The organism is Rhodococcus sp. NPDC060090 (assembly GCF_042729855.1).
In the GTDB taxonomy this organism is placed as follows: Bacteria; Actinomycetota; Actinomycetes; order Mycobacteriales; family Mycobacteriaceae; genus Rhodococcus.
Genome location: NZ_JBHWXB010000013.1, coordinates 13,429 through 36,646 on the forward strand (window position 1 = coordinate 13,429; position 23,218 = coordinate 36,646).

A 23,218-nucleotide genomic window follows, 5' to 3' on the forward strand; every position below is an offset into this window, starting at 1 on the left:
AGCGGGCTGTTTGCGAAGCCATGTGTGCGGGTAGTTCGAATGAGTGATCGCGGTGCCTGCCGGCGCCGTAACGAAGGAGGAGCCGACAGATGGCCGATGCACGCGTGATCTTCTACAAACCACTTGCTCTTGCCGCGAGTGTCGGCGGAGGCCTACTCGCAGGTGCGGTGTTCAACCAGCTGTGGAAGCGGATCGGTACGAGCGACAGGAAGCCCGACCCGCAGGATCTGTCGCAGCGCACCCGCGATGTGCTCGTCGCTGCGGCAGTGCAGGGATTGATCTTCGGAATCGTGAAGGCCGGTGTGGACCGAGCCACCGCGAGTGGCTTCAAGAAGGTGACGCACGTGTCGCCGGAGTGACGGCCGGGTCGCGTTGTGGGAGCGGCTCCGCCGACCAGTTGTCATCTACGGGTAGTTCACCTGACCCTGGAACTGTTGGTCAGCGACTCCTCGGTCTCGGCCATGATGCGACGCACCCTCGGGTCCTCCGCGAGCTCCGCCCTGACATTCCGAGCTCTCTCGTTCGCGTCCGAATAGGCAGACGCGTGCGCGGCCGCGATGCGGTCGGCGAGGACGCGGGGCGACAGGTCGTACGCGTGGGGAGGAATCTCGAGTCCCACGATCCGTCCGGTCGGTGACACGGTCATCACAATCCCGTGCGACGTTCCATTGCCCCTGATCATGTCGATCTCGTCCTGGATCCTGCGGACCTTCGACGAGAACTCTTCGGTTCGAGTCACGACGTTCTCCTTTGTCTCACCAGCCGGGGTAGGCCGGCAGGGTCTTGGGTGGGATGGGGGAGCGGATGGTTTCGGAGCCTTCTGCGGGGACGTCGGGTTCGATGCTGCGACCCCAGTCTTGGCAGCGGTGCATGGTTTCGCCGAGGTCGGCGCCGAAAGTGACCGTCCAGCCGGTACCAGTGAAGAGGTCTTCGGTGGGGGCGGACCATTGGTGTTCGGATACCGGCAAGCCTGGTGGCTCTGGAAATGGCCCGGTGTTGTGTACGGTCGGCCAGAAGTCTTCGGGATCGAGTCTGGGGTTGTCGGGGGTGTAGATGATGTGATCGAACTGGATGTATTCCTCTCGTCCGGACCCGTGGGTGATGCGGTACGTTCCGTCGGCTTCGCGGATCGCGAAGTGCGAAGGCTGACTGCATACAGTGGCTTTGAAGCCGGTGTCGGTTTCGGTGATCTGGAGGATGTGCGATCGCATGGTGCCAGCTAGCGACCTGTCCCAGCGTGTGTTGATTTGGGAGGCATACTTGGGGTCGAGTGCTTCCGCGAATCCGGGGTAGGTTGCGTCCATGCCTCCGTAGTGCGCGATGATCGCGGACTCGTGTGCGGCGCGGATGAGTCGGCCACGTTCGTCGAGTAGATCGATACCGTTTTCAGCGGACCATTCGTAGGTGGCGTTGCGTACCTGCGTGGGGGGCTGGTACTCCGAAGGCTTGGGCGTTGTGATGGTCGAATCCTCCGGGGCATTGTGTGAGCAGGCAGCGAGAATAAGAATGCTCAACGCTGCAGCGGCGGAACGAATCATATGTACTGAGATTTTATTCACTATGAGTAGTCCCATCGTCCACCTCCAGAGGCAACCACGTCGCCGAGGAGTACCTCGCGGAAGCCGGATTCACCATCCCTTTGGTCGGCATAGATGATGTTGCGCAGATCTTGGCTACCAGCAGCTGCCGTGATCAGATAGGTGCCTTGCACGTCTCGAGGAATTCCAGCGTCAGCCAGGATCCAGGTTGCTTCTCTGGTCAGTTCGTTGTCTGAAATACTGTTGCGTTCGTTGAGTATTCCATTTTCGATCCAATCGATCGGGAGTGTCGAGGCCTCCAAATGCTCAGACTCGGTGAGTCCTCGCAACATGTTGTACCGTATCGTGTTCTGCGCACTTGATTCCGTCAGATACATCGATGTGTCCAAGCCGTCTATTCCCGACGGCCGGCCCACGTATTGTCCTTCAGAGTCGATGATTTCGGAATCCAAGAGAACCCCGGTCGAGTAGACGATCGGCCCGGTGACCATACCGCCGGGAAGTGCTGTGACCGTGCCGGTCACAAGAGTCTGCGCGACCGCGAAAGCATCGGAACGGTATTGGTTCCGCGAGTCGATCGCGGCCTGTTCGGTCATCCTCTCGTTCTCGTACGCACTGCTCAAGCCGACCTCGACGAGACTCTGCAACCGCCCCGAATACGTTCCGTAGGTGTAATTCCCCTGACCGCCCAGTTGATCCAGCGCAAACCGACGATCGAAGTCGGTGGCCTGCGCGAGCGCTGCGCCGTTGATGAGCGCCCCGGCCGCGGGGTCGGTGTCGAGGAGAGTGAACACGCGCGTCGCCGGGACAGGGCCGAGGTCGCCGAAACCGTGAGTGGGTGTGGCATCCTCGTCTGCCCCGACCATGTCGGATGCGTACGGTGCGAGCGCTTCCGAGAATGACTGGACCGCAATCTGGTTTACCTCTCCGAGGGTTCGGTCGGAGAGCTGCCCATCGGGCTCGGGCATGTGAAGGAGGCGGTCGAAGTTGTTGCCGCCGTCCCAGGCAGATTCGGGTGACGACAAGACTTCGGCCAGACCGAATGCTGCCTGGCCGGCTCGCTGCGCGCGTGAAACTTCAGCGGGGTCGGACGAATCCGACGGCACCGCGTCTGCGGCGATCCAGTCGGTGAGACCGGCCAGGGTAGCGCCGTCGTCCTCCCACTCGCGGGTGAGCAGGGGCACGATCACCTCGTCGCGGTTGAACCCTGATGGAGCGCCGCCGACATCGGTGCCTGTCAACAGGTGGTACGACGCATCGGGGTTGCGCGTGCCGATGTCGAGGAATGTCCGCGTGGTCTCGTCGTAGTACGACGGATCCGGGGTGGGGACCACATGTGGGTCGGCATAGGTGGGCACGCCCGCCATGTATCCCGCGACCCGATTCAGCTCGATCCCCATTTCGGTGCCGGGTCGATACTCGGGATTCGCTTCGCCGAGAACGGCCCCGAGCGCATTGAGACGGTCGAATCGGTTTCCTGAACCGGGTTCGCGAGGCCCGGGTTCGTATCCGTAGTGGATGGTGTCGCGGATGTCCTGCGGCACCCGCTCCCAACTGCCGCCGTAGTCGGGGTTCGACAACGTGAGCAGACAGTTGCCCACTGCGTCGGCCCAACCTGCCGCATTCGGATCGCCGTCGGCTTCCCATTCTTTGAAGGTCGCGAACAGTTCTGTCAGTTCATCCTGTCCGAGTCCGTTGTAGAAGGCGTCGAGGTATTCGATGCTGGCGCCGCTGTCGGCGGACAGGGCCCGTCCGATGCGTTCGAGGTCGGAGTCGCGGGCGCGGCCGGACGAGATGAGTGCGGCGTCCGCGTCGCCGTCCGGTCCGCCCGTTGTCCACAGGCCCTGGGTCCGGAAGTCTCCTCCGAATGTCGACAGCCGGATGGTGATCTGGTCGATCGTGTCGGCTGTGCTGCTGTCGAGCTGCCCGAAGGTGCTCAGCGCGGACTTCAACTGCACCTCGAATGTGGCGGCCTCGTCGTCGAGGCACGCCTGCGCGACGACGTCGGCGCGGGAGTCTCCCGTGTCGCATCGGGGTGGGATGACGCTGCCGTCGTCGTGGACGGTGAATCCGGCGCCGATGGCGTTGTCGGCGATTCGGACCACGGTGTCCCGCGCGGGGACCAGTGCGGCCGATCCGGCACGAAGTGCTTCGATCTGTTCGGCGACTGCGTTGGCGATTCCACGGCCGACGACTCGATCGCTCCACGCGCGCGCCGCTGCGGCCGCGGCAGCATCGCCCTGCCATGTGCTGAACGTGTGGTCGACGTGTCGGTCGACCTGATCGGTTGCCTTGCCGAACGTGTTGTTGGTGGCTTCGACGCCGTCGGCTGCAGATGCAAGGGCCGCGGGGCCGAGTTCTCGGACCTGCGAGAGCGTCGACATCTACGACACTGTGCTTTCAGAGATCCCCGCGCTTTCAGAGGTCCCCGCTCTCTCGAAGCTGTTTCCCACTGCCTCGACCTGCCGCCTGAATTCTTCCTCTGCGGTCTCGTAGTTCATCGCGCCGGCGGATGTTGCTTCGGCCATGCGGTGCAGGCAGATGGACATGGCGTGGTAGGCGGTGTGCAGTGGAGCTTCGGCGCGCGTGAGAGCGCCACCGACCGCTGACGACGTCATCGCTGTGGCCGCCGCAGCGAGCGGAGCCCCCGGCTTCAGCTCGCCGATTAGTTCGGCCTCCGACGTCAATGCTGACGCCAGGGCTCTCAGCGCGTCGATGTCGACTTGCAACCACGTCATCCGCAATCAGCTCCTGATCTTGAAACGGTCCCATCAGGATTGGACGCAGCAGATGTCGGATCGGTTCCATCGGATGTCAGGCGAATCTGACGGCGGCCCCGATCATGGCGTTGCGCCCACCGGTGAGCCGGGTCGCCGTCGCCACCCGCGCGACCATCCGCGACGCACGAACCAGCCGCTGTGTGCGACGACGTCGGGCGCGGTCGTAGAGGCGAAGTGCCTCGCTCACCGGATGCTCGGTCAGCAACAGGGCGAGTGTCGCGCCGTCGACCATCGCTTCGCACGCGCCTCTGCCGAGGTTGGGTGTCATCGCGTGCGCTGCGTCGCCGATCAGTGCGGTGTTGCCGCGTACGTACGACGGCAGAGCCGGTGACTCGTACAGATCGTGATGCAGAACCTCCGCGGGATCGAGCCTGTCGAGTACGTCGCGCACACCGCGGTGCCAGTCGCCGAAGCGTGCACGCAGCTCGTCGACCGTGCCTGCTTCACCCGCTGGCGCGCGGACGGCCGCGAACCAGTTGGTGAGGTCGCCGTCGCGTGGGGTGATCCCGAAGAGTGCGCCCGGACCCCAGGTCTCGCTCATCGCGGTGGTGGCGCCGGGAACCCAGCCGCGCCATGCTGCATATCCGGAGTGCACAGGGCGATACGAGGGGCCGAAAATCTGGTCTCGAACTGTGCTGCCTATGCCGTCGGCGCCGATCGTGACGTCGTAGCCCGTGAGGTCGGCGAGTTCGGGAGCGGCACTCCCGAACCGGACGGTGTCGGACGGGAGCCCCCCTATGAGGAGCCCGAGCAGGACGGGACGTGACAGCAGGATCGCCGGCGTACGGATGTCGCTGAAGCGTCCGAGCACCTTTCCGTCCCATCTCATGAGTGCGCCGGATTTCTGCAGAACACCGAGGCGCTGCGCCTGTCCGCCCAGGCCGGCGAGTTCGAGCGCCTCGACGGCTTCGGGCCACAGTCCCAGTGCGGTGCCGGTGGTGGGCGGCGCTGCGGCCCGTTCGAAGACGTCGACGTGCCAGCCGCGGGTGACGAGGGCGTTCGCGGTGGTGAGCCCGCCGATTCCTCCGCCGAGCACTGCGGCTTTCCGTGCGTATTCGGTGGCCATGCCTGCAAGATACTACGGATGTAGTGTGATGTCACTACATCCGTAGTGTGGGTCGTAGGATCATGCCGTGACCGACAAACGCACTACCGTGCTCGACGCCGCGATCGAACTGCTCGGAACTGAAGGCCTGCGCGCACTCACACACCGGCGCGTCGACTCCATCGCCGACGTACCGGCGGGGTCGACGTCGAATTACTTCCGCACGCGTCAGGCGTTGGTCGAAGGAGTCCTCGATCGCCTTCTCGAACGCGACCGGGTCGACGTGGCGGCGCGTGCGGGCGCCGCATCGGCAGCACCGCGCGACGAACGTGAGCTAGAGGACTTGCTGTGCGGATACGTGCTGTTCGCGACCGACAGCGACACGGTGCGGACCCGGGCGCGCTTCGCGATGTTCGTCGAGGCCATGGCCGTGCCGGAACTTCGCGCCGCGGTAGAGATCAGACGCAGCGAGCTGAGGGCGTGGGGCGCGGCGATGCTGGCAGATCTCGGAGCGGACGGCCCAGGTGAATCCGACGCCGGTGCGCGGCTTCTCGTCGACTATCTCGACGGGGTGATCCTGCATCGGCTGACGTCCGGAAGCGACCCGGACCCGAGGGAGGGGATTCGCCGCATCCTCGAAGCCGTGCTGCGTCCGCAGCACGCGCGGTGACGCCCCCGCTACGGGCCTGTTACCGGCATATTTCCGCTGCTCACGTGCAAAGTAGGGCAGCCTTGCTTGCGTAACCCCCGGTGGGCTGGCATATCGTTTGTTGCGAGGCGGTGGGCCCACGATGTCCCACCGATCGTCAGGTTCGATCCCGCGCTGCCGAAAAAGGCACCCGCACCGTCGCGGATGGGCGGATACTGACGAAGACAAGGTATCGGCACACCCGGGTCGATACCCATCTACAGCAGTAGATGGCCATCAGTGTTGCTGGTCGTCAGTTGCCATCACCGCAACGAAGGCTAGGTATGACTCATCTTCCCGGGCCTCGAGGGCTCTACCACCCGGCAAACGAGCACGACTCCTGTGGCGTCGCGTTTGTCGTGGACATGCATGGTCGCCGCAGCCGCGACATCGTCGAGAAGGCGATCACTGCGCTGGTCAATCTCGAACACCGCGGTGCTGCAGGTGCAGAACAGAACACCGGCGACGGCGCAGGCATTCTCATCCAGGTCCCCGACGCGTACTTCCGCGCGGTCGTCGACTTCGACCTGCCTGTCGCCGGCGCCTATGCCACCGGCATGGCGTTCCTGCCGAAGGGCGAGGACGCCGCCGACGAAGCGCAGGCGGCAGTGAACCGGATCGTCGAGGAAGAGGGCCTCGAGGTCCTCGGCTGGCGCGAGGTGCCGATCGACACCTCCGACCTCGGTTCGATGGCCAAGAACGCCATGCCGACGTTCCGCCAGGTCTTCATCGCGTCGGGCGCGCGGGCGCTCACCGGCCTGGACCTCGAGCGCCGCGCATACGTGGTGCGCAAGCGCACCGAGCACGAACTCGGCAACAGCGGCGCCGGCCAGGACGGCCCGGGCAGCGAGACCGTGTACTTCCCGAGCCTGTCGGCGACGACGTTCGTCTACAAGGGGATGCTCACGACGCCGCAGCTCAAGGGCTTCTTCCGCGACCTGCAGGACGAGCGCGTCGAATCGGCGCTCGGCCTCGTGCACTCGCGCTTCTCCACCAACACGTTCCCGTCGTGGCCGCTCGCGCACCCGTTCCGTCGTGTCGCGCACAACGGTGAGATCAACACCGTCATCGGTAACTCGAACTGGATGCGTGCCCGTGAGGCGCTCATCGACACCGACGTCTTCGGTGGCCGCGGCAAGCTCGAGAAGATCTTCCCCGTCGTCACCCCGGACGCATCCGACACTGCTCGTTTCGACGAGGTGCTCGAGCTGCTGCACCTCGGTGGCCGCAGTCTTCCGCACGCCGTGCTCATGATGATCCCCGAGGCGTGGGAGCGGAACGAGTCGATGGATCCCGCCCGTCGCGCGTTCTACGAGTACCACTCGGCGCTCATGGAGCCGTGGGACGGCCCGGCATCGGTGTGCTTCACCGACGGCACCGTCATCGGTGCGGTGCTCGACCGCAACGGCCTGCGTCCGTCGCGCGCGTGGGTCACCGACGACGGTCTCGTCGTCATGGCCTCAGAGGTCGGTGTGCTCGACATCCCGGCCGAGAAGATCATCAGCAAGCGACGCCTCCAGCCGGGTCGTATGTTCCTCGTCGACACCGCAAAGGGGCGGATCGTCGAGGACGAGGAGATCAAGTCGGAGCTCGCCGCCGAGAACCCGTACGAGGAATGGGTCGAGAAGGGTGTCTCCCGTCTCGAGGATCTTCCGCCGTCCCGCTACACCTACATGTCGCACGAGCGGGTCGTGCTGCGCCAGCAGGTGTTCGGGTACACCCGCGAAGAAGTGGATCTGCTGATCAAGCCGATGGCAGCGACCGGCGGTGAGGCGCTCGGTTCGATGGGCACCGACACACCCATCGCGGTGCTCTCGTCCCGTCCGCGGATGCTGTTCGACTACTTCTCCCAGCTGTTCGCTCAGGTCACCAACCCGCCGCTCGACGCAATCCGCGAGGAGATCGTCACGAGCCTCGGTGGCATGCTCGGCCCCGAGGGCGACGTGCTGCGACCCACCGCGGAGTCGTGCCGCCAGATTCTGCTCTCCGCACCGGTCATCGACAACGACGACTTGCAGAAGCTCATCCACGTCAACGACAAGAAGCAGTACCCGGGATTCAGCAGCGTCATCGTGCGCGGTCTCTACCCGGTCGCGGAGGGCGCGCGGGGTCTGCACACCGCACTCGAGAGCATTCGTGAGCAGGTGTCGCAGGCGATCGACAAGGGCGCGCGTCTGATCGTGTTGTCCGACCGCGAGTCCGACGAGAAGCTCGCGCCGATCCCGTCGCTGCTCCTGACGTCCGCAGTGCACCACCACCTCGTGCGCGAGAAGACTCGCACCCAGGTGGGTCTGCTCGTGGAGGCCGGCGACGCACGCGAGGTACACCACATCGCTGCCCTGTGCGGTTTCGGTGCGGCCGTGGTGAATCCGTACATGGCGTTCGAGAGCATCGACGAGCTGCTGCAGAACGGCGACCTCCCCGACGGCATGACCCTCGAGAAGGCCATCGCCAACTACATCAAGGGGGCGTCGAAGGGCGTGCTCAAGGTGATGTCCAAGATGGGCATCTCGACGCTCGCGTCCTACACCGGCGCGCAACTGTTCCAGGTGATCGGCCTGTCGCAGGAGCTCGTCGACGAGTACTTCACCGGATTGCAGAGCCAGCTCGGTGGCGTCGGCCTCGAGGAGATCGCGGCCGACGTCGCAACGCGGCACGCGATGGCGTTCCTCGATCGCCCGTCCGAGCATGCGCACCGCGAACTCGAGGTGGGCGGTGAGTACCAGTGGCGCCGCGAGGGCGAATACCACCTGTTCAATCCGGACACGGTGTTCAAGCTCCAGCATGCCACCCGCACAGGCCAGTACAGCATTTTCAAGGAGTACACGAAGCTGGTCGACGACCAGTCGGAGCGGCTCGCGTCGTTGCGTGGACTCTTCGAGTTCAAGACGGGTCTGCGTCCCTCGGTCCCGACCGAGGAGGTCGAGCCGGCAACCGAGATCGTGAAGCGTTTCTCCACCGGCGCGATGAGCTACGGCTCGATCTCGGCGGAGGCCCACGAGACCCTCGCGATCGCCATGAACAGGCTCGGTGGGCGCTCCAACTCCGGTGAGGGCGGCGAACATCCGTCGCGCTTCACTCCCGACGAGAACGGCGACTTCCGTCGCTCGGCAATCAAGCAGGTCGCGTCCGGCCGCTTCGGTGTGTCGTCGCACTACCTGACGAACTGCACCGACATCCAGATCAAGATGGCGCAGGGCGCCAAGCCCGGTGAGGGTGGCCAGCTGCCGCCGCACAAGGTGTACCCGTGGGTCGCGGAGGTGCGTGGCTCGACGCCGGGCGTCGGTCTCATCTCGCCGCCGCCGCACCACGACATCTACTCGATCGAGGATCTCGCGCAGCTGATCCACGATCTGAAGAATGCGAATCCGCAGGCCCGCATCCACGTCAAGCTCGTCTCCGAGCTCGGTGTGGGTACGGTCGCGGCCGGTGTCTCGAAGGCGCACGCCGACGTCGTGCTCATCTCGGGCCACGACGGCGGTACGGGTGCGTCGCCGCTGACGTCGCTCAAGCACGCCGGGGCACCGTGGGAGATCGGCCTCGCCGAGACCCAGCAGACTCTGATGCTCAACGGTCTGCGCGACCGCATCGTCGTGCAGGTCGACGGCCAGATGAAGACGGGTCGCGACGTGATCATCGCGGCACTGCTCGGCGGTGAGGAGTTCGGTTTCGCGACCGCGCCGCTGGTCGTGTCGGGCTGCATCATGATGCGCGTATGCCACCTCGACACGTGCCCGGTGGGTGTCGCGACGCAGAACCCGGTGCTGCGCAAGCGGTTCACGGGCAAGCCGGAGTTCGTCGAGAACTTCATGCTGTACATCGCCGAGGAGGTGCGCGAGTACCTTGCCGAGCTCGGATTCCGCAGTCTCGACGAGGCGATCGGTCAGGTCGAGTGCCTCGACACCGTCAAGGCCGTCGACCACTACCGTGCGTCGAAGCTCGATCTGTCGCCGCTGCTCGAGAAGGTGACGTCGCCGATCTTCACCGATCAGGACATGTACTGCACCAAGGAGCAGTACCACGCGCTCGACAAGGCGCTCGACAACGAACTGATCGTCAAGGCGCAGGCCGCTCTGGAGTCGGGTACCCCGGTGTCGATCGCCACGACCATCACCAACGTCAACCGCACGGTGGGCACGATGCTCGGACACGAGCTCACCAAGCTCTACGGTGCGGATGGTCTGCCGGACAACACGATCGATATCACCCTGACCGGTTCGGCGGGAAACAGTTTCGGTGCGTACGTCCCCAAGGGCATCACGCTGAAGCTGTTCGGCGACGCCAACGACTTCGTCGGTAAGGGTCTGTCGGGTGGTCGTATCGTGGTGCGTCCCCCGGAGAACGTGGCGTCCGGATTCGTCGCCGAGGACAATATCGTCGCCGGCAACGTGATCCTGTTCGGCGCGACCGGTGGTGAAGCACTCATCCGCGGTGTCGCCGGTGAGCGTTTCGCGGTGCGGAACTCGGGGGCCACGGCCGTCGTCGAAGGCGTCGGCGACCACGGCTGCGAGTACATGACCGGTGGCAAGGTCGTGATTCTGGGCGCGACCGGCCGTAACTTCGGCGCAGGTATGTCGGGTGGTGTCGCGTTCGTGTACAACCCGGACAAGGAATTCGAAGACAACCTGAACACCGAGCTGGTCGATCTCGAAGACCTCGAAGGCGAGGACTTCGTCTGGCTCAAGGGTGCAGTCGAACGACATCGTGACGAAACGGGCTCCGAGGTTGCAGCCCGCATCCTGGCCGACTGGTCACAACAGGTCGGTCACTTCGCGAAGGTCATGCCTCGCGATTACAAGAAGGTTCTCATGGCTATCAAGGACGCCACCATCCGTGGTGCGAACGTGGACGAAGCGATCATGGAGGCGGCTCGTGGCTGATCCGAACGGCTTCCTGAAGCACGGTTCTCGCGAGACACCGGTTCGTCGTCCGGTTCCGCTGCGACTGCTCGACTGGAAGGAGGTCTACGAGCCGTTCCCGCTCGAGACCGTCCAGATCCAGGCGAGCCGCTGCATGGACTGCGGTATCCCCTTCTGCCACAACGGTTGCCCGCTCGGAAACCTGATTCCCGAGTGGAACGACCTTGCCTACAAGGGCAAGTGGGACGACGGCATCGAGCGGCTCCACGCTACGAACAACTTCCCGGAGTTCACTGGCCGGCTGTGCCCCGCTCCGTGCGAGGCGTCGTGCGTGCTGGGCATCAACCAGGACCCCGTCACCATCAAGCAGGTCGAGGTCGAGCTCGTCGAGAAAGCATTCGACGAGGGCAAGGTCACCCCGATCCCGCCGTCGAAGCTCACCGGGCGCAAGGTCGCGGTCGTGGGCTCCGGCCCCGCGGGACTCGCTGCAGCACAGCAGCTCACCCGCGCCGGCCACAACGTCACGGTGTTCGAGCGTGCCGACCGCATCGGCGGTCTGCTCCGCTACGGCATCCCCGAGTTCAAGATGGAGAAGCGTTTCATCGACCGCCGGCTCGCGCAGATGGAGGCCGAGGGCACCGTCTTCCGTACCGGTGTGAACGTCGGCGTCGACATCACCGCCGACCAGCTGCGTGAGCAGTTCGACGCGGTCGTCCTCGCCGGCGGCGCCACCGTGGCACGCGACCTGCCCATTCCGGGACGCGAACTCGACGGCATCCACCAGGCGATGGAGTTCCTGCCCATCGCGAACAGGGTTCAGCTCGGCGACCTGCCCGCGCCCACCATCACGGCGACGGGCAAGAAGGTCATCATCATCGGTGGCGGTGATACCGGCGCCGACTGCCTGGGCACCTCGCACCGTCAGGGCGCCGAGAGCGTCCACCAGTTCGAGATCATGCCCCGCCCGCCGGAGGAGCGCGCCGAGTCCACCCCGTGGCCGACCTACCCGCTCATGTTCCGGGTGTCGTCTGCGCACGAGGAAGGCGGCGAGCGGGTCTTCTCGGTCAACACCGAAGAGTTCGTCGGCAAGGACGGCAAGGTCACCGCACTGAAGGCATACGAAGTGCAGATGGTGGACGGCAAGTTCGAGAAGGTCGAGGGCAGCGACTTCGAGCTCGAGGCAGATCTGGTGCTGCTCGCGATGGGCTTCACCGGCGCCGAGAAGCCCGGCCTGCTCACCGATCTGGGTGTGGAGTTCGACCAGCGTGGCAACGTCGCACGCGAGTCGGACTGGAACACCAACGTCGACGGTGTGTTCGTCGCAGGCGATATGGGTCGCGGTCAGTCGCTGATCGTGTGGGCCATCGCCGAAGGACGCTCGTGTGCCGCCGCGGTCGATCAGTACCTCGAGGGAGTAACGGCGCTTCCCAATCCGATCACCACGCGGACCGTGCCGCAGCGTTGAGCTGACGGCGAGGGGCCGCGCACCGGAATCCGGTGTGCGGCCCCATCCATTTCCGGACCCTACCGGGCTGGGAACCTTGATGTTGCAGCCGAATATTCCTTCTCGATCCGCGCGACTATGGCCTCGACCGGCTCGACTGCGTCGATGAGACCGAGCCCTTGGCCCGCTGCCCAGATGTCTTTCCACCGACCGTGAACGTCGCCTGCGGCGTTGTAGTCACGTGCCGCGGGAGTGGTGAGGGCCTCGGGATCGAGCCCGTTGGCGATCAGGCTCGGCCGCAGCCAGGAAGCGGGGGTGCCGGTGACTCCGGAACTGACGATGAGGTCGTCCGATCCGTGTTCGACCACCATCTGTTTGTAGTTGCTCGGTGCCATGCTCTCCGCAGCGGTCAGGAAACGAGTACCCATGTACACCAGATCGGCTCCCGCAGCGACGGCTCCCGCCACACCCCAGCCGTCGGCGATCCCACCACCGACGACGACCAGGCCGTCGAAGAATTCCCTTACGGCGGAAACGAATGCGAATGGAGACAGGTGTCCGGTGTGGCCTCCGGCGCCGGCCGCGATGCAGGCCAGGCCGTCGACTCCGAACCCGGCAGCCTTGCGGGCCAATCGAACGGTCGAGACGTCGGCGAGTACGAGACCGCCGTACCCCTTGACCGTGTCGATTACCGGCGCCGGAGAACCGAGAGCAGTGATGACGACGGGAGGACGATGCTCGGCCACCAGTTTCAGGTCGTCGCCGAGTCGTCGATTGGAGCTGTGAGTCACAAGGTTGACGGCCCACGGAGCATCGAGCGGACCGGCAGCCTCGAGGCAATCGGTGATCGTGCCCATCCATTCGTCGAGTTCGGCGGTGGTGCGGCAGTTGGGAGTCGGAAATGCCCCGACCACACCGGCTGTGCCTGCTGCAACGACGAGTTCGGGTCCCGAGACGAGAAACATCGGTGCGACGACCACCGGTACTCGGAGTCTGGAGAGCAGGTCGGATGCGGACGAGGTCATCGGTTCTCCAGAAGGTCGGCGCGAATGTGGCGTCGCAACAGTTTGCCGACCGGGTTGCGGTGCAGCGTATCGACGAGCGCGATATGTTCGGGCAGTTTGAACGAGGCAACCTCACGTGCACGTAGGTGAGCGACGAGGTCGTCGAGGGTCGGTGCTGTGTCTGGAGCCGGAACGACGACGGCGCAGCATTTCTCACCCAGGGTCTCGTCCGGAACGCCAACGATCGCCACCTCGGCGACAGCCGGATGATCTTGCAGGAGACCCTCGATTTCGGCGGGTGCGATGTTCATACCACCTCGAATGATGATCTCCTTGCTTCGGTCGACGAAGCGCAGATATTCGCCGTCGTCACCGCACAGTTCGAAGATGTCGCCGCTGCAGAGGAACCCGTCCTCATCGAATGGGGTTGCGGCCGTCGATCCCTCGATGTACCCGGCGAACACGGTAGGTCCCTTCAAGCGAAGTTCGCCGCGACCGCCGACGGTGTCGACCCGCGTGCCGGTGACCGAGTCGATCAACCGCACCTCGGTGCTACGGCTCAGACGCACCGTCCACTGCCGGTCCGGTGCCGCATAATGCGGGAGGTGCTGGGCGCGAACTTCGGGATCCGGAATGTCCGATGGAGCTCCGAGCAAGCAGACGCCTTCGTTGGAGCCGAAGAAGTTGATGACCTCGATTCCGTGGTCGTTCTGCCATGCCGCGACAACCGAGGGCGGCAGGGGAGCGCCGCCCGCACCTACACGTCGCAACGACGACAGGTCGAACGCGGTGCGAAGTGCGTTCTGCTGCAACAGCATCGTGAGGATAGCGGGCGGCATCGTCGTGTGGGTGGCTCGGTGCTGCTCGATCTGGCGCAGGAACACGGTGATGTCGAGCGGGTGATGATGGACGAGGTGTCCTCCGCCGATCAGCCACGGCAACAGCGCAGCTGCAAACCCGGCCATGTTGACCAAGGGGAACGGGTTGACCAGTACCGATTCCTCGGTGGTTTCGAGGCCGTCCTGAACGCCCTGGCCGATGGCGAGCCAGTCTGCGTGGCAGCGCGGTACTCCCTTGGGTGCTGCCTCGGTTCCGCTGGTCCAGCAGACTGTCACGCGGTCGCTGATGGCCCGTCGCAGTCCGGCCGTGTAGGTATCGGCGGCGATGACGAGATCATCCGGGATGTAGTGGGACTCGAGTTCCACGGCGCCGAGGGGGGCATCCGGGCCGAACGAGAACACCGTGCGGAGGCTGTCGTGTGCCGGAACGAGTTCGAGAGCTTCGGTCGCGAGCCGTCGGTCGCCGAACCTGCCGGTGGTGACCATTGCCACCACCTTGCAGGCCTCGATGATGCCGGAGAACTCGTTGCGTCGATACGACACGGGCATCGGCGTGGCCACGGCGCCGATCTGCCACAGTGCCAGATACGTTGTGGTGAGCGTGATCGAGTTCGGGACGAGCACCGCGACTGTGTCGCCCTTGCGGATTCCGTGGGCGTGGAGCATGGCCGCGATACGGCGAACGCTTTCCTTCAGCTCGGCCCACGTCATCGACTGTGGATCAGCACCGGTGAGATCGGACAGATTCGCGGGGTCGGTGGTTGCGGCGTGGTCCGGTCGACGTTCCACCCACGCCTCGAACAGATCGGTCAGTGTCTCGGTCTGCCACCACCCACGCGCAAGGTAGTCGGATACCTTGTCTGCCGGATGACGCACGTGGTCTGGGCGTGACGTCGAGAGTGAGGAGGACATCGGCGTACCTTTCGTCGTCGCCCCTGAGGGGCGGTCCGGGTTCATGGTCTGGCTCGGCGTTCATGGTCAGACTCGGCGCAAGACCATTGCGGCGCCGAGCCCGAGCGCAGCGGGAATGGTCACGAGCGCATGCTCACCGTCGGTGCGTTCGAGCTGTTCGAGGGCGTGGGCGACGAGGATTCCGCCGGTTGCGCCGAGGGGGTGCCCGACAGCGAGTGCGCCACCGCATGCATTGACTCGGGCAGGGTCGATGTCGAGCTCGTCGATCATCATGAGCGGTGTCACAGCGAAGGATTCGTTCACTTCGACGATGTCGAGGTCTGCGGGGGTGAGTCCGGCCTTCTCGAGTGCCCGCCGTGCTGCTTCGACCGGTGCGGTGAGAAGCGGGGAGCGGACGGCGGTGTGCGCAGTTCCGGCGATCTGTGCTCGCGCCGGTAGCGCCAGCACCGAGCCTGCTTCGGCATTCCCGATCACCACGGCGGATGCACAATCCGCAAGTTGAGGCGCGGTGGCTACGGTGTGCAACCCGATGCCCGGACGCGGTGACTCCGGAAGCTGCCGGGCCACCCGCTCCCAAGCAGGATCGTCACCGAAGAGTGCGGGCAGCACCGCAAGATCCTCGAGTGTGATGTCGGAGCGGATCCCTTCGTCGGATGTCAGCTCGGCACCGCCGGTCCTGACGGGGACCACGGCGGGCGATGCCGGAGCCGCAGCGGCCCTCCGGTGTGACTGCACTGCATAGGAATCGAGTGCCTCGCGGGAGAAGCCGTATCGCGCGGCTGTCAGGTCCGCGGATACTCCGATGGTGACGAACCCGGTGCGTTCGCCGAGATCCGGGTCCGTCGCGATCGGGGGAGAATCCGAGAGCATCGGCACCCGTGACATCGACTCGACTCCGCCGGCCACGATCACCCGAGCGACGCCCGCGGACACACGTGCCGCGGCACTGTCGAGTGCGTCGAGGCCCGAACAACACAGCCGTGAGACGACTCCTCCAGGAACATGATCGGGCCACCGGGCCCACTGCACGGCAGCGCGCGCGAGGTCGCCTGCATGTTCGCCGGTGACGGTGCTGATCCCGAGGATCACATCGTCGGTGACCTGCGATACCGGTGAGCGGTCTCCCAGAGCGGTGAGGAGTCGGCCGATCAGCTCGACGGGCGGTATGCCCGCGAGTGCCCCGCCGTGGCGGCGGACGCGCGCCCTCGGCAAGCGGACGGCGTCGTAGATGTACGCGGTGTTCTTTGGGAGGGCGGTGTTCTTTGGGAGGGCGGTGTTCTTTGGGAGGGCGGTGGCGGTTCGGGGCGGGGTGTTTCGGGGCACAGGAGCGACACCTTCGGCGAGGGCGAAGCGATGCGTTCGCCATCGGTGGCACACATCACTACAGTTAATGTAGTGATACCGGCGGTGCTCTGCGCTGTCAAGGGCTCGTCGGTCGCGCAGCCACCGACTCGACACGCGCCGTGGTGCGATCGACGGGTTCGTCGCAGCCTCGACATCGCAACACCGGTGTCAGGAGGGATCCGCAGGCACGATGGATGATCCGCAGAGGGCTCGGCGCGTCGGGATATGCCCGGATGGACCACCGGATCAGAAAGACGAACACCCCGAACAGTGCGCGACCGCGCGGGGTCAGTCGGTACTCCCGATGCGCACCGGCGGGCCGGGTGAGGATCTCGGCGTCGCACAAACGGGTGAGCCGATCGGTGAGGGTGGTGGGTGAGATGTCGAGTGCCGAGCGGAACTCCCCGAAGCGTCGTGCCCCGGACAGGGCGAGGCCGGTGATCGCTCCGCTCCAGCGGTCACCGAGCGCTTCCATCACCGCGTTGAACTGCATGTCTGCCTGCGGAGCATCGAGAGCAGGCCCGCGAGTGGACCGTCTCCGTGCACCCGACGTCACCGTCCAGACGGTCCGAGCGTCCATCTCGATGTCGGTGTCGTTACTGGCCACGGTCGCGCCGCAGTCCTGGCACATCACCGCGGCCGGTCCGCGGTGGCCACAGGTGGTGTGCACCAGGTCGGGCTGCCATGCACCTTCGGGTGTCCATTCCCGTTGCCACCCCCAGATGCCGACGAGGATCTGCCAGGTGTCGTTGCCGAGGTCGGTGAGGAGGTATTCGTGTCGATCCGATGCGCCGAGCCGCGGCGAGCGGCGCAGAACCCCCGCATCGACGAGGGCATGTAGCCGGCCGGTCAGGACGGAGGGCGGGGCGCCGGTGAGGTCGAGCCACTGGTTGAACCGAGTGGTGCCACTGACGAAAGCATGACCGAGCAATGCGAGGCTGAGCCGGTCTCCGAGGAGATCGAGCGTAGCGGCGACCGGGTTGATGGCGGTCGCTTCGCCGTGGCTGTCGGCTTTCACGGTTCACCTCTTCCAGTGGTAATGGCCCATTGCGGGACGCGAACCGTAGTGCTTCAATAACTGTACTGAATCGGCTCGGACGGCAGCGACGCCACTCCATAACTCTGACAACTCACGCCCGCTTCGTCGAATGTGAAAGCGAACACGACATGACTTCTGCGCAGGTATGGATCGCGGGCGGCCACCAGTCCGACTTCTCTCGGAACATCACCAGGGAAGGTCTCGACATCGGCGACCTCACCGCCGAGGTTGCGACGCACACCCTCGACGATGCAGGCATCGCGGCCGGCGATATCGAGGTCGTCCACGTGGGGAATGCCTTCGGTCAGCTCTACACCGGTCAGGGGCATCTCGGTGCGATGCCGGCCTCGATGATTCCCGAGCTGTGGGATGTTCCCGCCACTCGACACGAGGGTGCCTGCGCCTCGGGCTCGCTGGCGATCCTCGCCGCGATGGCCGACCTCGAATCCGGCCGGTACGACACCGCGCTCGTTGTCGGAGTGGAGGTCGAGAAGACCGTGCCAGGAGACATCGGCACGAACTACATGAGCCCCGCGGCGTGGGTCGGCAGGGAAGGCCAGGATGCGAAGTACATGTGGCCCTACATGTTCAGTAGGATCGCCGATGAATACCGTGACCGTTACGGCTTGGACCCCGCGCACCTGTGGAGCATCTCCGAACTGAACATCCGCAACGCGCGCCGCAACCCCAATGCTCAGACTCGCAGCCGTCACTATTCCCCGGAGTCGTTCACCGCAGACGATATCGAGAACCCGCTGGTGGAAGGGAGCCTCCGTCGGATCGACTGTGGACCTCTCACCGACGGTGCCGCCGGTGTTGTCCTCGTCAGCGACCGCTACGCCGAGCGGAACCCGGCATTCGACGCTCGGCCGCGCTCCCGCATCCTCGGTTGGGGACACCGCACGGTCGGCCTGTCACTCGACGACAAGCTCGCACGCAGTTCCGGTGATGCACTGATGTTCCCGCACCTGCGCGACACCATCGATGATGCGTTCGGACGAGCGGGACTCCGAGGTGTCGACGAAGTCGATCTGATCGAGACACACGACTGTTTCAGTGTCAGTGAGTATCTGGCGATCGACCACTTCGGACTGACGGAACCCGGAGGGAGTTGGCGTGCCGTCGAATCGGGCGATCTCGAGATCGGGGGCCGGATGCCGATGAACCCCAGCGGGGGTCTGCTCGGCGGGGGTCACCCCGTGGGGGCAACCGGAGTGCGGATGGCACTGGACTGCCACCGGCAGGTCACCGGTACGGCCGGTGCCTACCAGGTCGACGGCGCACGTCGTGCGGCCACGCTCAATTTCGGTGGGAGTACCACCACAACCGTTTCCCTGATCATCGGCTGATACCAAGGAGGATGGATGGACCTCGAGATTCTCGGTCGGGCACTGTCGACGTTGCCAGCGGACGACGACCACCCGTACCGCACCGGGCCATGGAGGCCCCAGCACACGGAGTACCAGGCGGACGACCTCGAAGTGATCGGCGATCTGCCTGCCGACCTGGACGGCGTGTACATCAGAAACACCGAGAACCCGGTGCACCCTGCCCAGCAGGGGCGTTATCACCCCTTCGACGGCGACGGCATGGTGCACATCGCGGGATTCCGCGACGGGAAAGCGTTCTACCGGAATCGGTTCGTGAAGACGGAAGGGTTCACCGCTGAGCAGCAGGCCGGCCGCGCCTTGTGGGCGGGTATCGCGGAGAATCCAGCGAAGTCGGAGCGTGACGGCTGGTGCGCCCGCGGCCGTATGAAGGATGCATCGAGCACCGATGTCGCCTTCCACAACGGGGTGGCCCTCACGAGTTTCTGGCAGTGCGGAGACCTGTACCGGGTCGACCCGGTGTCGGGCGAGACTCTCGGGCGATCGGAGTGGGGTGGTGGATTCCCCTCCAGCCTCGGCGTTTCGGCGCATCCCAAGCCCGATCAGCGGACCGGCGAGATGTTGTTCTTCAACTACGGCACCGACGCGCCGTACATGAACTACGGGGTGGTCGACGCCCACGATGATCTCGTCCACTACACCGGCATCGAGCTGCCCGGCCCGCGTTTACCCCACGACATGGCGTTCACCGAGAACTACGCGATCCTCAACGATTGCCCGCTGTTCTGGGTTCCTGAAGCCCTCGCGGCGGGCAAATACGTGTCGCGGTTCCACCCTGATCTGCCGATGCGTCTGGGTGTCATCCCGCGTCGTGGTGACGGCAGCGAAATTGTGTGGTTCGAGGCCGCATCGACCTATGTGCTGCACTGGACCAACGCGTACGAGAACGGCGACGAGATCGTCCTCGAAGGATTCCACCAGGAGACCCCGGAGCCGGAGGACACCGGAAACGGGTCGATGTACGAGCGGATGTTCCGCTTCCTCGCGCTCGATCGGATGGGCACGCATCTGCATCGCTGGCGTCTGAATCTGCGCACGGGCGGGGTAACGGAGGAGCGGCTCTCCGACCGGATCAGCGAGTTCGGCATGATCAACCCCGTTCACGCCGGCATCGCGCACCGCTACACCTACGCTGCGACGGGGAAACCGGGTTGGTTCCTGTTCGACGGTCTCGTCCGGCACGACACCGTCACTGGTGCCGAAGAGCACTTCTCTCTGGGGGAGGGGGTCTTCGGCAGTGAGACCGTGATGGCTCCGCGGGTCGGATCGACGGGGGAGGACGACGGATATCTCGTCACGATGACGGTCGACATGAACCGTGACCTCTCCGAGTGCCTGGTCTTCGACGCGCAGCGTCTCTCCGACGGTCCGCTCGCCCGGGTCCGGCTTCCGGAACGGATCAGCTCGGGAACGCACTCGACGTGGGCGGCGGGAGCACAGATCCCCGGCTGGCGTGACGCGGATCGTGCGGTGGACACCCTGGCCATGTAACTCGTCGGCCGCCGGTTTCTTTCGTTCCCGACTCGCTCTCGATAGTTCCGCTGCCGCCAGGTGAACGAGCAGTTATGGTTCTGCGCATGAGCGCGACGCGAAAGGTCACGACACGGCCACTGGCGGTATTCGCGGTCGGCGCCGGTGCCGCCGCGATGGCCGTACTGGCGGCACCGACGGCCGCAGCGGATCCACTCGGCGACTGCGTTCGCAACGGCGGCGGTGTCGTGTCCATCGACGGAGCACCGCCTGTGGCACCGATTTTCGGCTTCGACGGTCTGAGACTGCTGGGAGTCGACGGCGGCAGTGGCAATTCCTGCATCACCAACGTCGGGCCGGGAGCTGTACACGTCGTGCATCCGGAGGGCCGCGAGCCGGGCCGCAACCATGTTGCCGACGCTCCGCTCGAGATGCGTGTCGACGGGGGCGTGGGCAACATCGCGGTCACGAACCTCGGAACGGGCGCCGTCACGGTCGACCGCCACTCGGTTGCGCCGCGTCCACAACCTGGTCCGCAACCTGCTGCGGCCACAACCGAGGAGCTGCCGCAGCTGGAACTCGACGCGGGTCACGACGGTGTGTTCGTCACCAACATCGGAACGGGCTCGGTCGACGTGGTCGACTGGGATCACGCGAGGGGGCAACTGCCCGCCGAGATCCCGGCTCCGCCAGGCATGGTCGTCACCGACCCGATCACCGGCAACGTGTATGTCACCAACCTTTTCGGTCCGGCAGTAACTGTCGTGGATCGTGCCGGAGCGGTGTCGCAGGTGGTCGAGAAACCCGATCCGGTCAGCTCCCTCGACTACGGCACCAACAACGTGTTCGTCACCAACATCGGGGGCGGAGCAGTCACCGTCGTGCGCGGATAGATCTTTTTGTCCCGAAATTCGGGGACTAGTATCACGCGGCGTTCACGAATGTGTCATATTCGTGATGGAGACTGTGGCGTGGCGTGATACGGCGAGAAGGTCGGGGGATTTTCGGATGCGTTTCGGTAGGGCATCGACGATGTTGGCAGCTGCAGTAGCCCTGGTGGGTTCGATAGTGGCAACGCCTGCGGCGCAAGCAGATCCGGCTGGTTGCCCGACGTTGAACGTGATTGCGGTCCCCGGGACGTGGGAAACCTCGAGCACTCCGGATCCCGAGCGTGGTAACGGCATGCTGGCACAGGTCACATCCGGGTTGCCTGCCGGTGCGCGCGTCGACTACGTGCAGTACCCGGCCACCGCATTCCCGTGGGAGGGCGACATGTACGCGGCCTCCCGCAACCGGGCCGTCGACAATGCCCGCAACCTGATCGCGGGTACTGCGGCGCACTGCCCGGGCACCGACTTCGCGCTCGTGGGATACAGCCAGGGCGCCGACGCCGCGGGCGATCTCGCCGCCGAGATCGGCACCGGGCTCGGTGTGATCCCCCCGCACCGTCTCACGGCGGTCGGGTTGATCTCCGATCCCCGTCGCTCCGAAGCGGATCCGCTCGTCGGGCCTCCGGTGCCCGGAAACGGCGCCGGTGGATCCCGCGTCGGCGGCTTCGGGCTCGTCAGCCCCAATATCCGTACCATCTGTGCCGTCGGCGATCTCTACTGCTCGACGCCGCCCGAAGACTTCGTGACCCGTCTCGCCGGATTCCTGGCAATCTCGGCCGGCACCGAGCCCGGCGATTTCGAGAACTACCGCGACGAGGCGACCCTCCTCTACAGCGACATCATGGCCGCCGGTGGGGTGCCCACTCTCCAACTGCAGATCAGTCCGGAGGCGAACGTCGAGCGGGAGACGCAGATCCGAGAGTTCTACGGGTCGCAGATCCATCAGGACTACTCGAACTATGTGGTCGACGACCGCCACACGACGGCAACGATCTGGCTCCGCGACTGGCTCACCTCGAAGGTGTGACGCCGCGCGTGGGCACGCGTCAGTCGATGTCGAACCGCGAACCCACGCGCACCACCCGGGGAGCCAAGCGGCTCAGCCACTTACGTGCCTTCGCGCCAGGAGCCACGGTGACGATGGGACGATTGTGACGCACCGCGGACACGATCGCGTCGGCCACTCGTTCGGGCTCGACGTGCAGTCTGCGGTGGATCGACAGCGCGCGGTCCCGACGCGCAGCGCGCTTCTCGGAGCTGGGTGCCGCGTAGGCGCTGTTGCGGGTCAGGTTCGTGTTGACCAGATCCGGGCACACCACTGTGACGCCGATGCCGTGCTCGATCAGCTCGGCGCGTAGACATTCCGACAGCATGAAGACCGCCGCCTTGCTCGTCGAATAGGCGGTGAGGTTCCGCTGCGTCATGAATGCCGCTGCCGAGGCCACATTCACGATGTGTCCGCCGGTGCCGCGTTCGATCATCTGGGTGGTGAAGGCGCGGCACCCGTAGACGGTGCCCCAGAAGTTCACCTCCATCACATTCTCGAAGAGGCTCTGCGGGGTCTCGACGAACGCGCCGATCGCGCCGATCCCCGCGTTGTTCACGAGAACATCGGGAACTCCGTGTCGCGACCGGACGGTGGCCGCGAACTCGCGGATCTGTTCCTCGTCGGCGACATCGAGCTCGTAAGCGTGTGCACCGCCGCCGAAGACAGCGGTCGAGCCACCTGCAGAGTCGGGATGGTCGATCAGGGCGACGGTGTCGCGGGCGCCGTCGAGATCTTTGTCGGCCACCACGACGATTGCACCTTCGGCCGCGAAGGCGCGGGCGGAGGCGCGGCCGATTCCGCTCGCACCGCCGGTCACCACTACCAGTGTTCCTGTCAGATCGTTCAGGCGCGAGCGGATCGCTGTGCCGGCTCGCCATCGACGGATCTGCGCGTACCGAGTGGGCATACACTCCATCAAACACGACTGGA

18 protein-coding genes are annotated in these 23,218 nt (G+C 65.2%); 8 read left to right on the forward strand and 10 right to left on the reverse strand.

Annotation, left to right across the window (positions count from 1 at the left end):
• Positions 1–89: 89 nt before the first annotated feature.
• Positions 90–359 carry a DUF4235 domain-containing protein gene (locus ACFWCF_RS18225; protein ID WP_378564129.1) on the forward strand — a complete coding sequence of 90 codons (270 nt, stop codon included), beginning with the start codon at positions 90–92 and terminating at the stop codon, positions 357–359.
• A gap of 56 nt (positions 360–415) precedes the next feature.
• Here the strand turns inward: ACFWCF_RS18225 and ACFWCF_RS18230 are convergent, their stop codons facing one another.
• From ACFWCF_RS18230 to ACFWCF_RS18250, 5 genes are all read right to left on the reverse strand, one after another.
• The gene (locus ACFWCF_RS18230; protein WP_378564132.1) at positions 416–739 is read right to left on the reverse strand and encodes a YbaB/EbfC family nucleoid-associated protein; all 324 of its coding nucleotides are present in this window, start codon (positions 737–739) and stop codon (positions 416–418) included.
• Positions 740–755: 16 nt separating this feature from the next.
• Positions 756–1,538 carry a hypothetical protein gene (locus tag ACFWCF_RS18235; RefSeq protein ID WP_378564135.1) on the reverse strand — a complete coding sequence of 261 codons (783 nt, stop codon included), beginning with the start codon at positions 1,536–1,538 and terminating at the stop codon, positions 756–758.
• A gap of 20 nt (positions 1,539–1,558) precedes the next feature.
• A complete protein-coding gene (locus ACFWCF_RS18240) occupies positions 1,559–3,922 on the reverse strand; it encodes a hypothetical protein (protein ID WP_378564138.1) in 2,364 nt (787 codons plus the stop codon).
• Positions 3,923–4,276, reverse strand: coding sequence for a hypothetical protein (locus ACFWCF_RS18245; protein ID WP_378564141.1), 354 nt, complete (start codon positions 4,274–4,276; stop codon positions 3,923–3,925).
• Between the two features lie 76 nt (positions 4,277–4,352).
• Positions 4,353–5,384 carry an FAD-dependent monooxygenase gene (locus ACFWCF_RS18250; protein ID WP_378564144.1) on the reverse strand — a complete coding sequence of 344 codons (1,032 nt, stop codon included), beginning with the start codon at positions 5,382–5,384 and terminating at the stop codon, positions 4,353–4,355.
• A 67-nt stretch (positions 5,385–5,451) separates the two neighbouring features.
• Here ACFWCF_RS18250 and ACFWCF_RS18255 point away from each other — a divergent pair, with 67 nt between their 5' ends.
• From ACFWCF_RS18255 to ACFWCF_RS18265, 3 genes are all read left to right on the forward strand, one after another.
• Positions 5,452–6,033, forward strand: a complete 582-nt coding sequence (locus tag ACFWCF_RS18255) for a TetR/AcrR family transcriptional regulator (protein WP_378564147.1) — start codon at positions 5,452–5,454, stop codon at positions 6,031–6,033.
• Between the two features lie 302 nt (positions 6,034–6,335).
• On the forward strand, positions 6,336–10,931 hold the full coding sequence (gltB, locus tag ACFWCF_RS18260; protein ID WP_378564150.1) for a glutamate synthase large subunit: 4,596 nt from the start codon (positions 6,336–6,338) through the stop codon (positions 10,929–10,931).
• Positions 10,924–12,375, forward strand: a complete 1,452-nt coding sequence (locus ACFWCF_RS18265) for a glutamate synthase subunit beta (RefSeq protein WP_378564153.1) — start codon at positions 10,924–10,926, stop codon at positions 12,373–12,375. The genes gltB and ACFWCF_RS18265 overlap by 8 nt, the downstream gene beginning before the upstream one ends.
• A gap of 59 nt (positions 12,376–12,434) precedes the next feature.
• Here the strand turns inward: ACFWCF_RS18265 and ACFWCF_RS18270 are convergent, their stop codons facing one another.
• The 4 genes from ACFWCF_RS18270 to ACFWCF_RS18285 form a co-directional block, all read right to left on the reverse strand.
• The gene (locus ACFWCF_RS18270; protein WP_378564157.1) at positions 12,435–13,379 is read right to left on the reverse strand and encodes an NAD(P)H-dependent flavin oxidoreductase; all 945 of its coding nucleotides are present in this window, start codon (positions 13,377–13,379) and stop codon (positions 12,435–12,437) included.
• The gene (locus tag ACFWCF_RS18275; RefSeq protein ID WP_378564160.1) at positions 13,376–15,109 is read right to left on the reverse strand and encodes a class I adenylate-forming enzyme family protein; all 1,734 of its coding nucleotides are present in this window, start codon (positions 15,107–15,109) and stop codon (positions 13,376–13,378) included. The genes ACFWCF_RS18270 and ACFWCF_RS18275 overlap by 4 nt, the downstream gene beginning before the upstream one ends.
• A gap of 66 nt (positions 15,110–15,175) precedes the next feature.
• Complete coding sequence (locus ACFWCF_RS18280; protein WP_378564519.1) at positions 15,176–16,339, reverse strand: acetyl-CoA C-acyltransferase; 1,164 nt, start codon at positions 16,337–16,339, stop codon at positions 15,176–15,178.
• Positions 16,340–16,529: 190 nt separating this feature from the next.
• Positions 16,530–17,471, reverse strand: coding sequence for a winged helix-turn-helix transcriptional regulator (locus tag ACFWCF_RS18285; protein ID WP_378564163.1), 942 nt, complete (start codon positions 17,469–17,471; stop codon positions 16,530–16,532).
• A 149-nt stretch (positions 17,472–17,620) separates the two neighbouring features.
• On the opposite strand from ACFWCF_RS18285, the gene ACFWCF_RS18290 reads away from it, so the two are divergent.
• From ACFWCF_RS18290 to ACFWCF_RS18305, 4 genes are all read left to right on the forward strand, one after another.
• Positions 17,621–18,841: an acetyl-CoA acetyltransferase gene (locus ACFWCF_RS18290; RefSeq protein WP_378564166.1), complete on the forward strand. Its 1,221-nt coding sequence runs from the start codon at positions 17,621–17,623 to the stop codon at positions 18,839–18,841.
• 15 nt (positions 18,842–18,856) lie between these two features.
• Positions 18,857–20,371 carry a carotenoid oxygenase family protein gene (locus ACFWCF_RS18295; protein WP_378564169.1) on the forward strand — a complete coding sequence of 505 codons (1,515 nt, stop codon included), beginning with the start codon at positions 18,857–18,859 and terminating at the stop codon, positions 20,369–20,371.
• An 86-nt stretch (positions 20,372–20,457) separates the two neighbouring features.
• Positions 20,458–21,243, forward strand: a complete 786-nt coding sequence (locus tag ACFWCF_RS18300) for a YncE family protein (protein WP_378564172.1) — start codon at positions 20,458–20,460, stop codon at positions 21,241–21,243.
• 115 nt (positions 21,244–21,358) lie between these two features.
• The gene (locus tag ACFWCF_RS18305; protein ID WP_378564175.1) at positions 21,359–22,267 is read left to right on the forward strand and encodes a cutinase family protein; all 909 of its coding nucleotides are present in this window, start codon (positions 21,359–21,361) and stop codon (positions 22,265–22,267) included.
• Between the two features lie 19 nt (positions 22,268–22,286).
• On the opposite strand, the gene ACFWCF_RS18310 is transcribed toward ACFWCF_RS18305, so the two are convergent.
• A complete protein-coding gene (locus tag ACFWCF_RS18310; RefSeq protein WP_378564178.1) occupies positions 22,287–23,195 on the reverse strand; it encodes an SDR family NAD(P)-dependent oxidoreductase in 909 nt (302 codons plus the stop codon).
• Positions 23,196–23,218 lie beyond the last annotated feature (23 nt).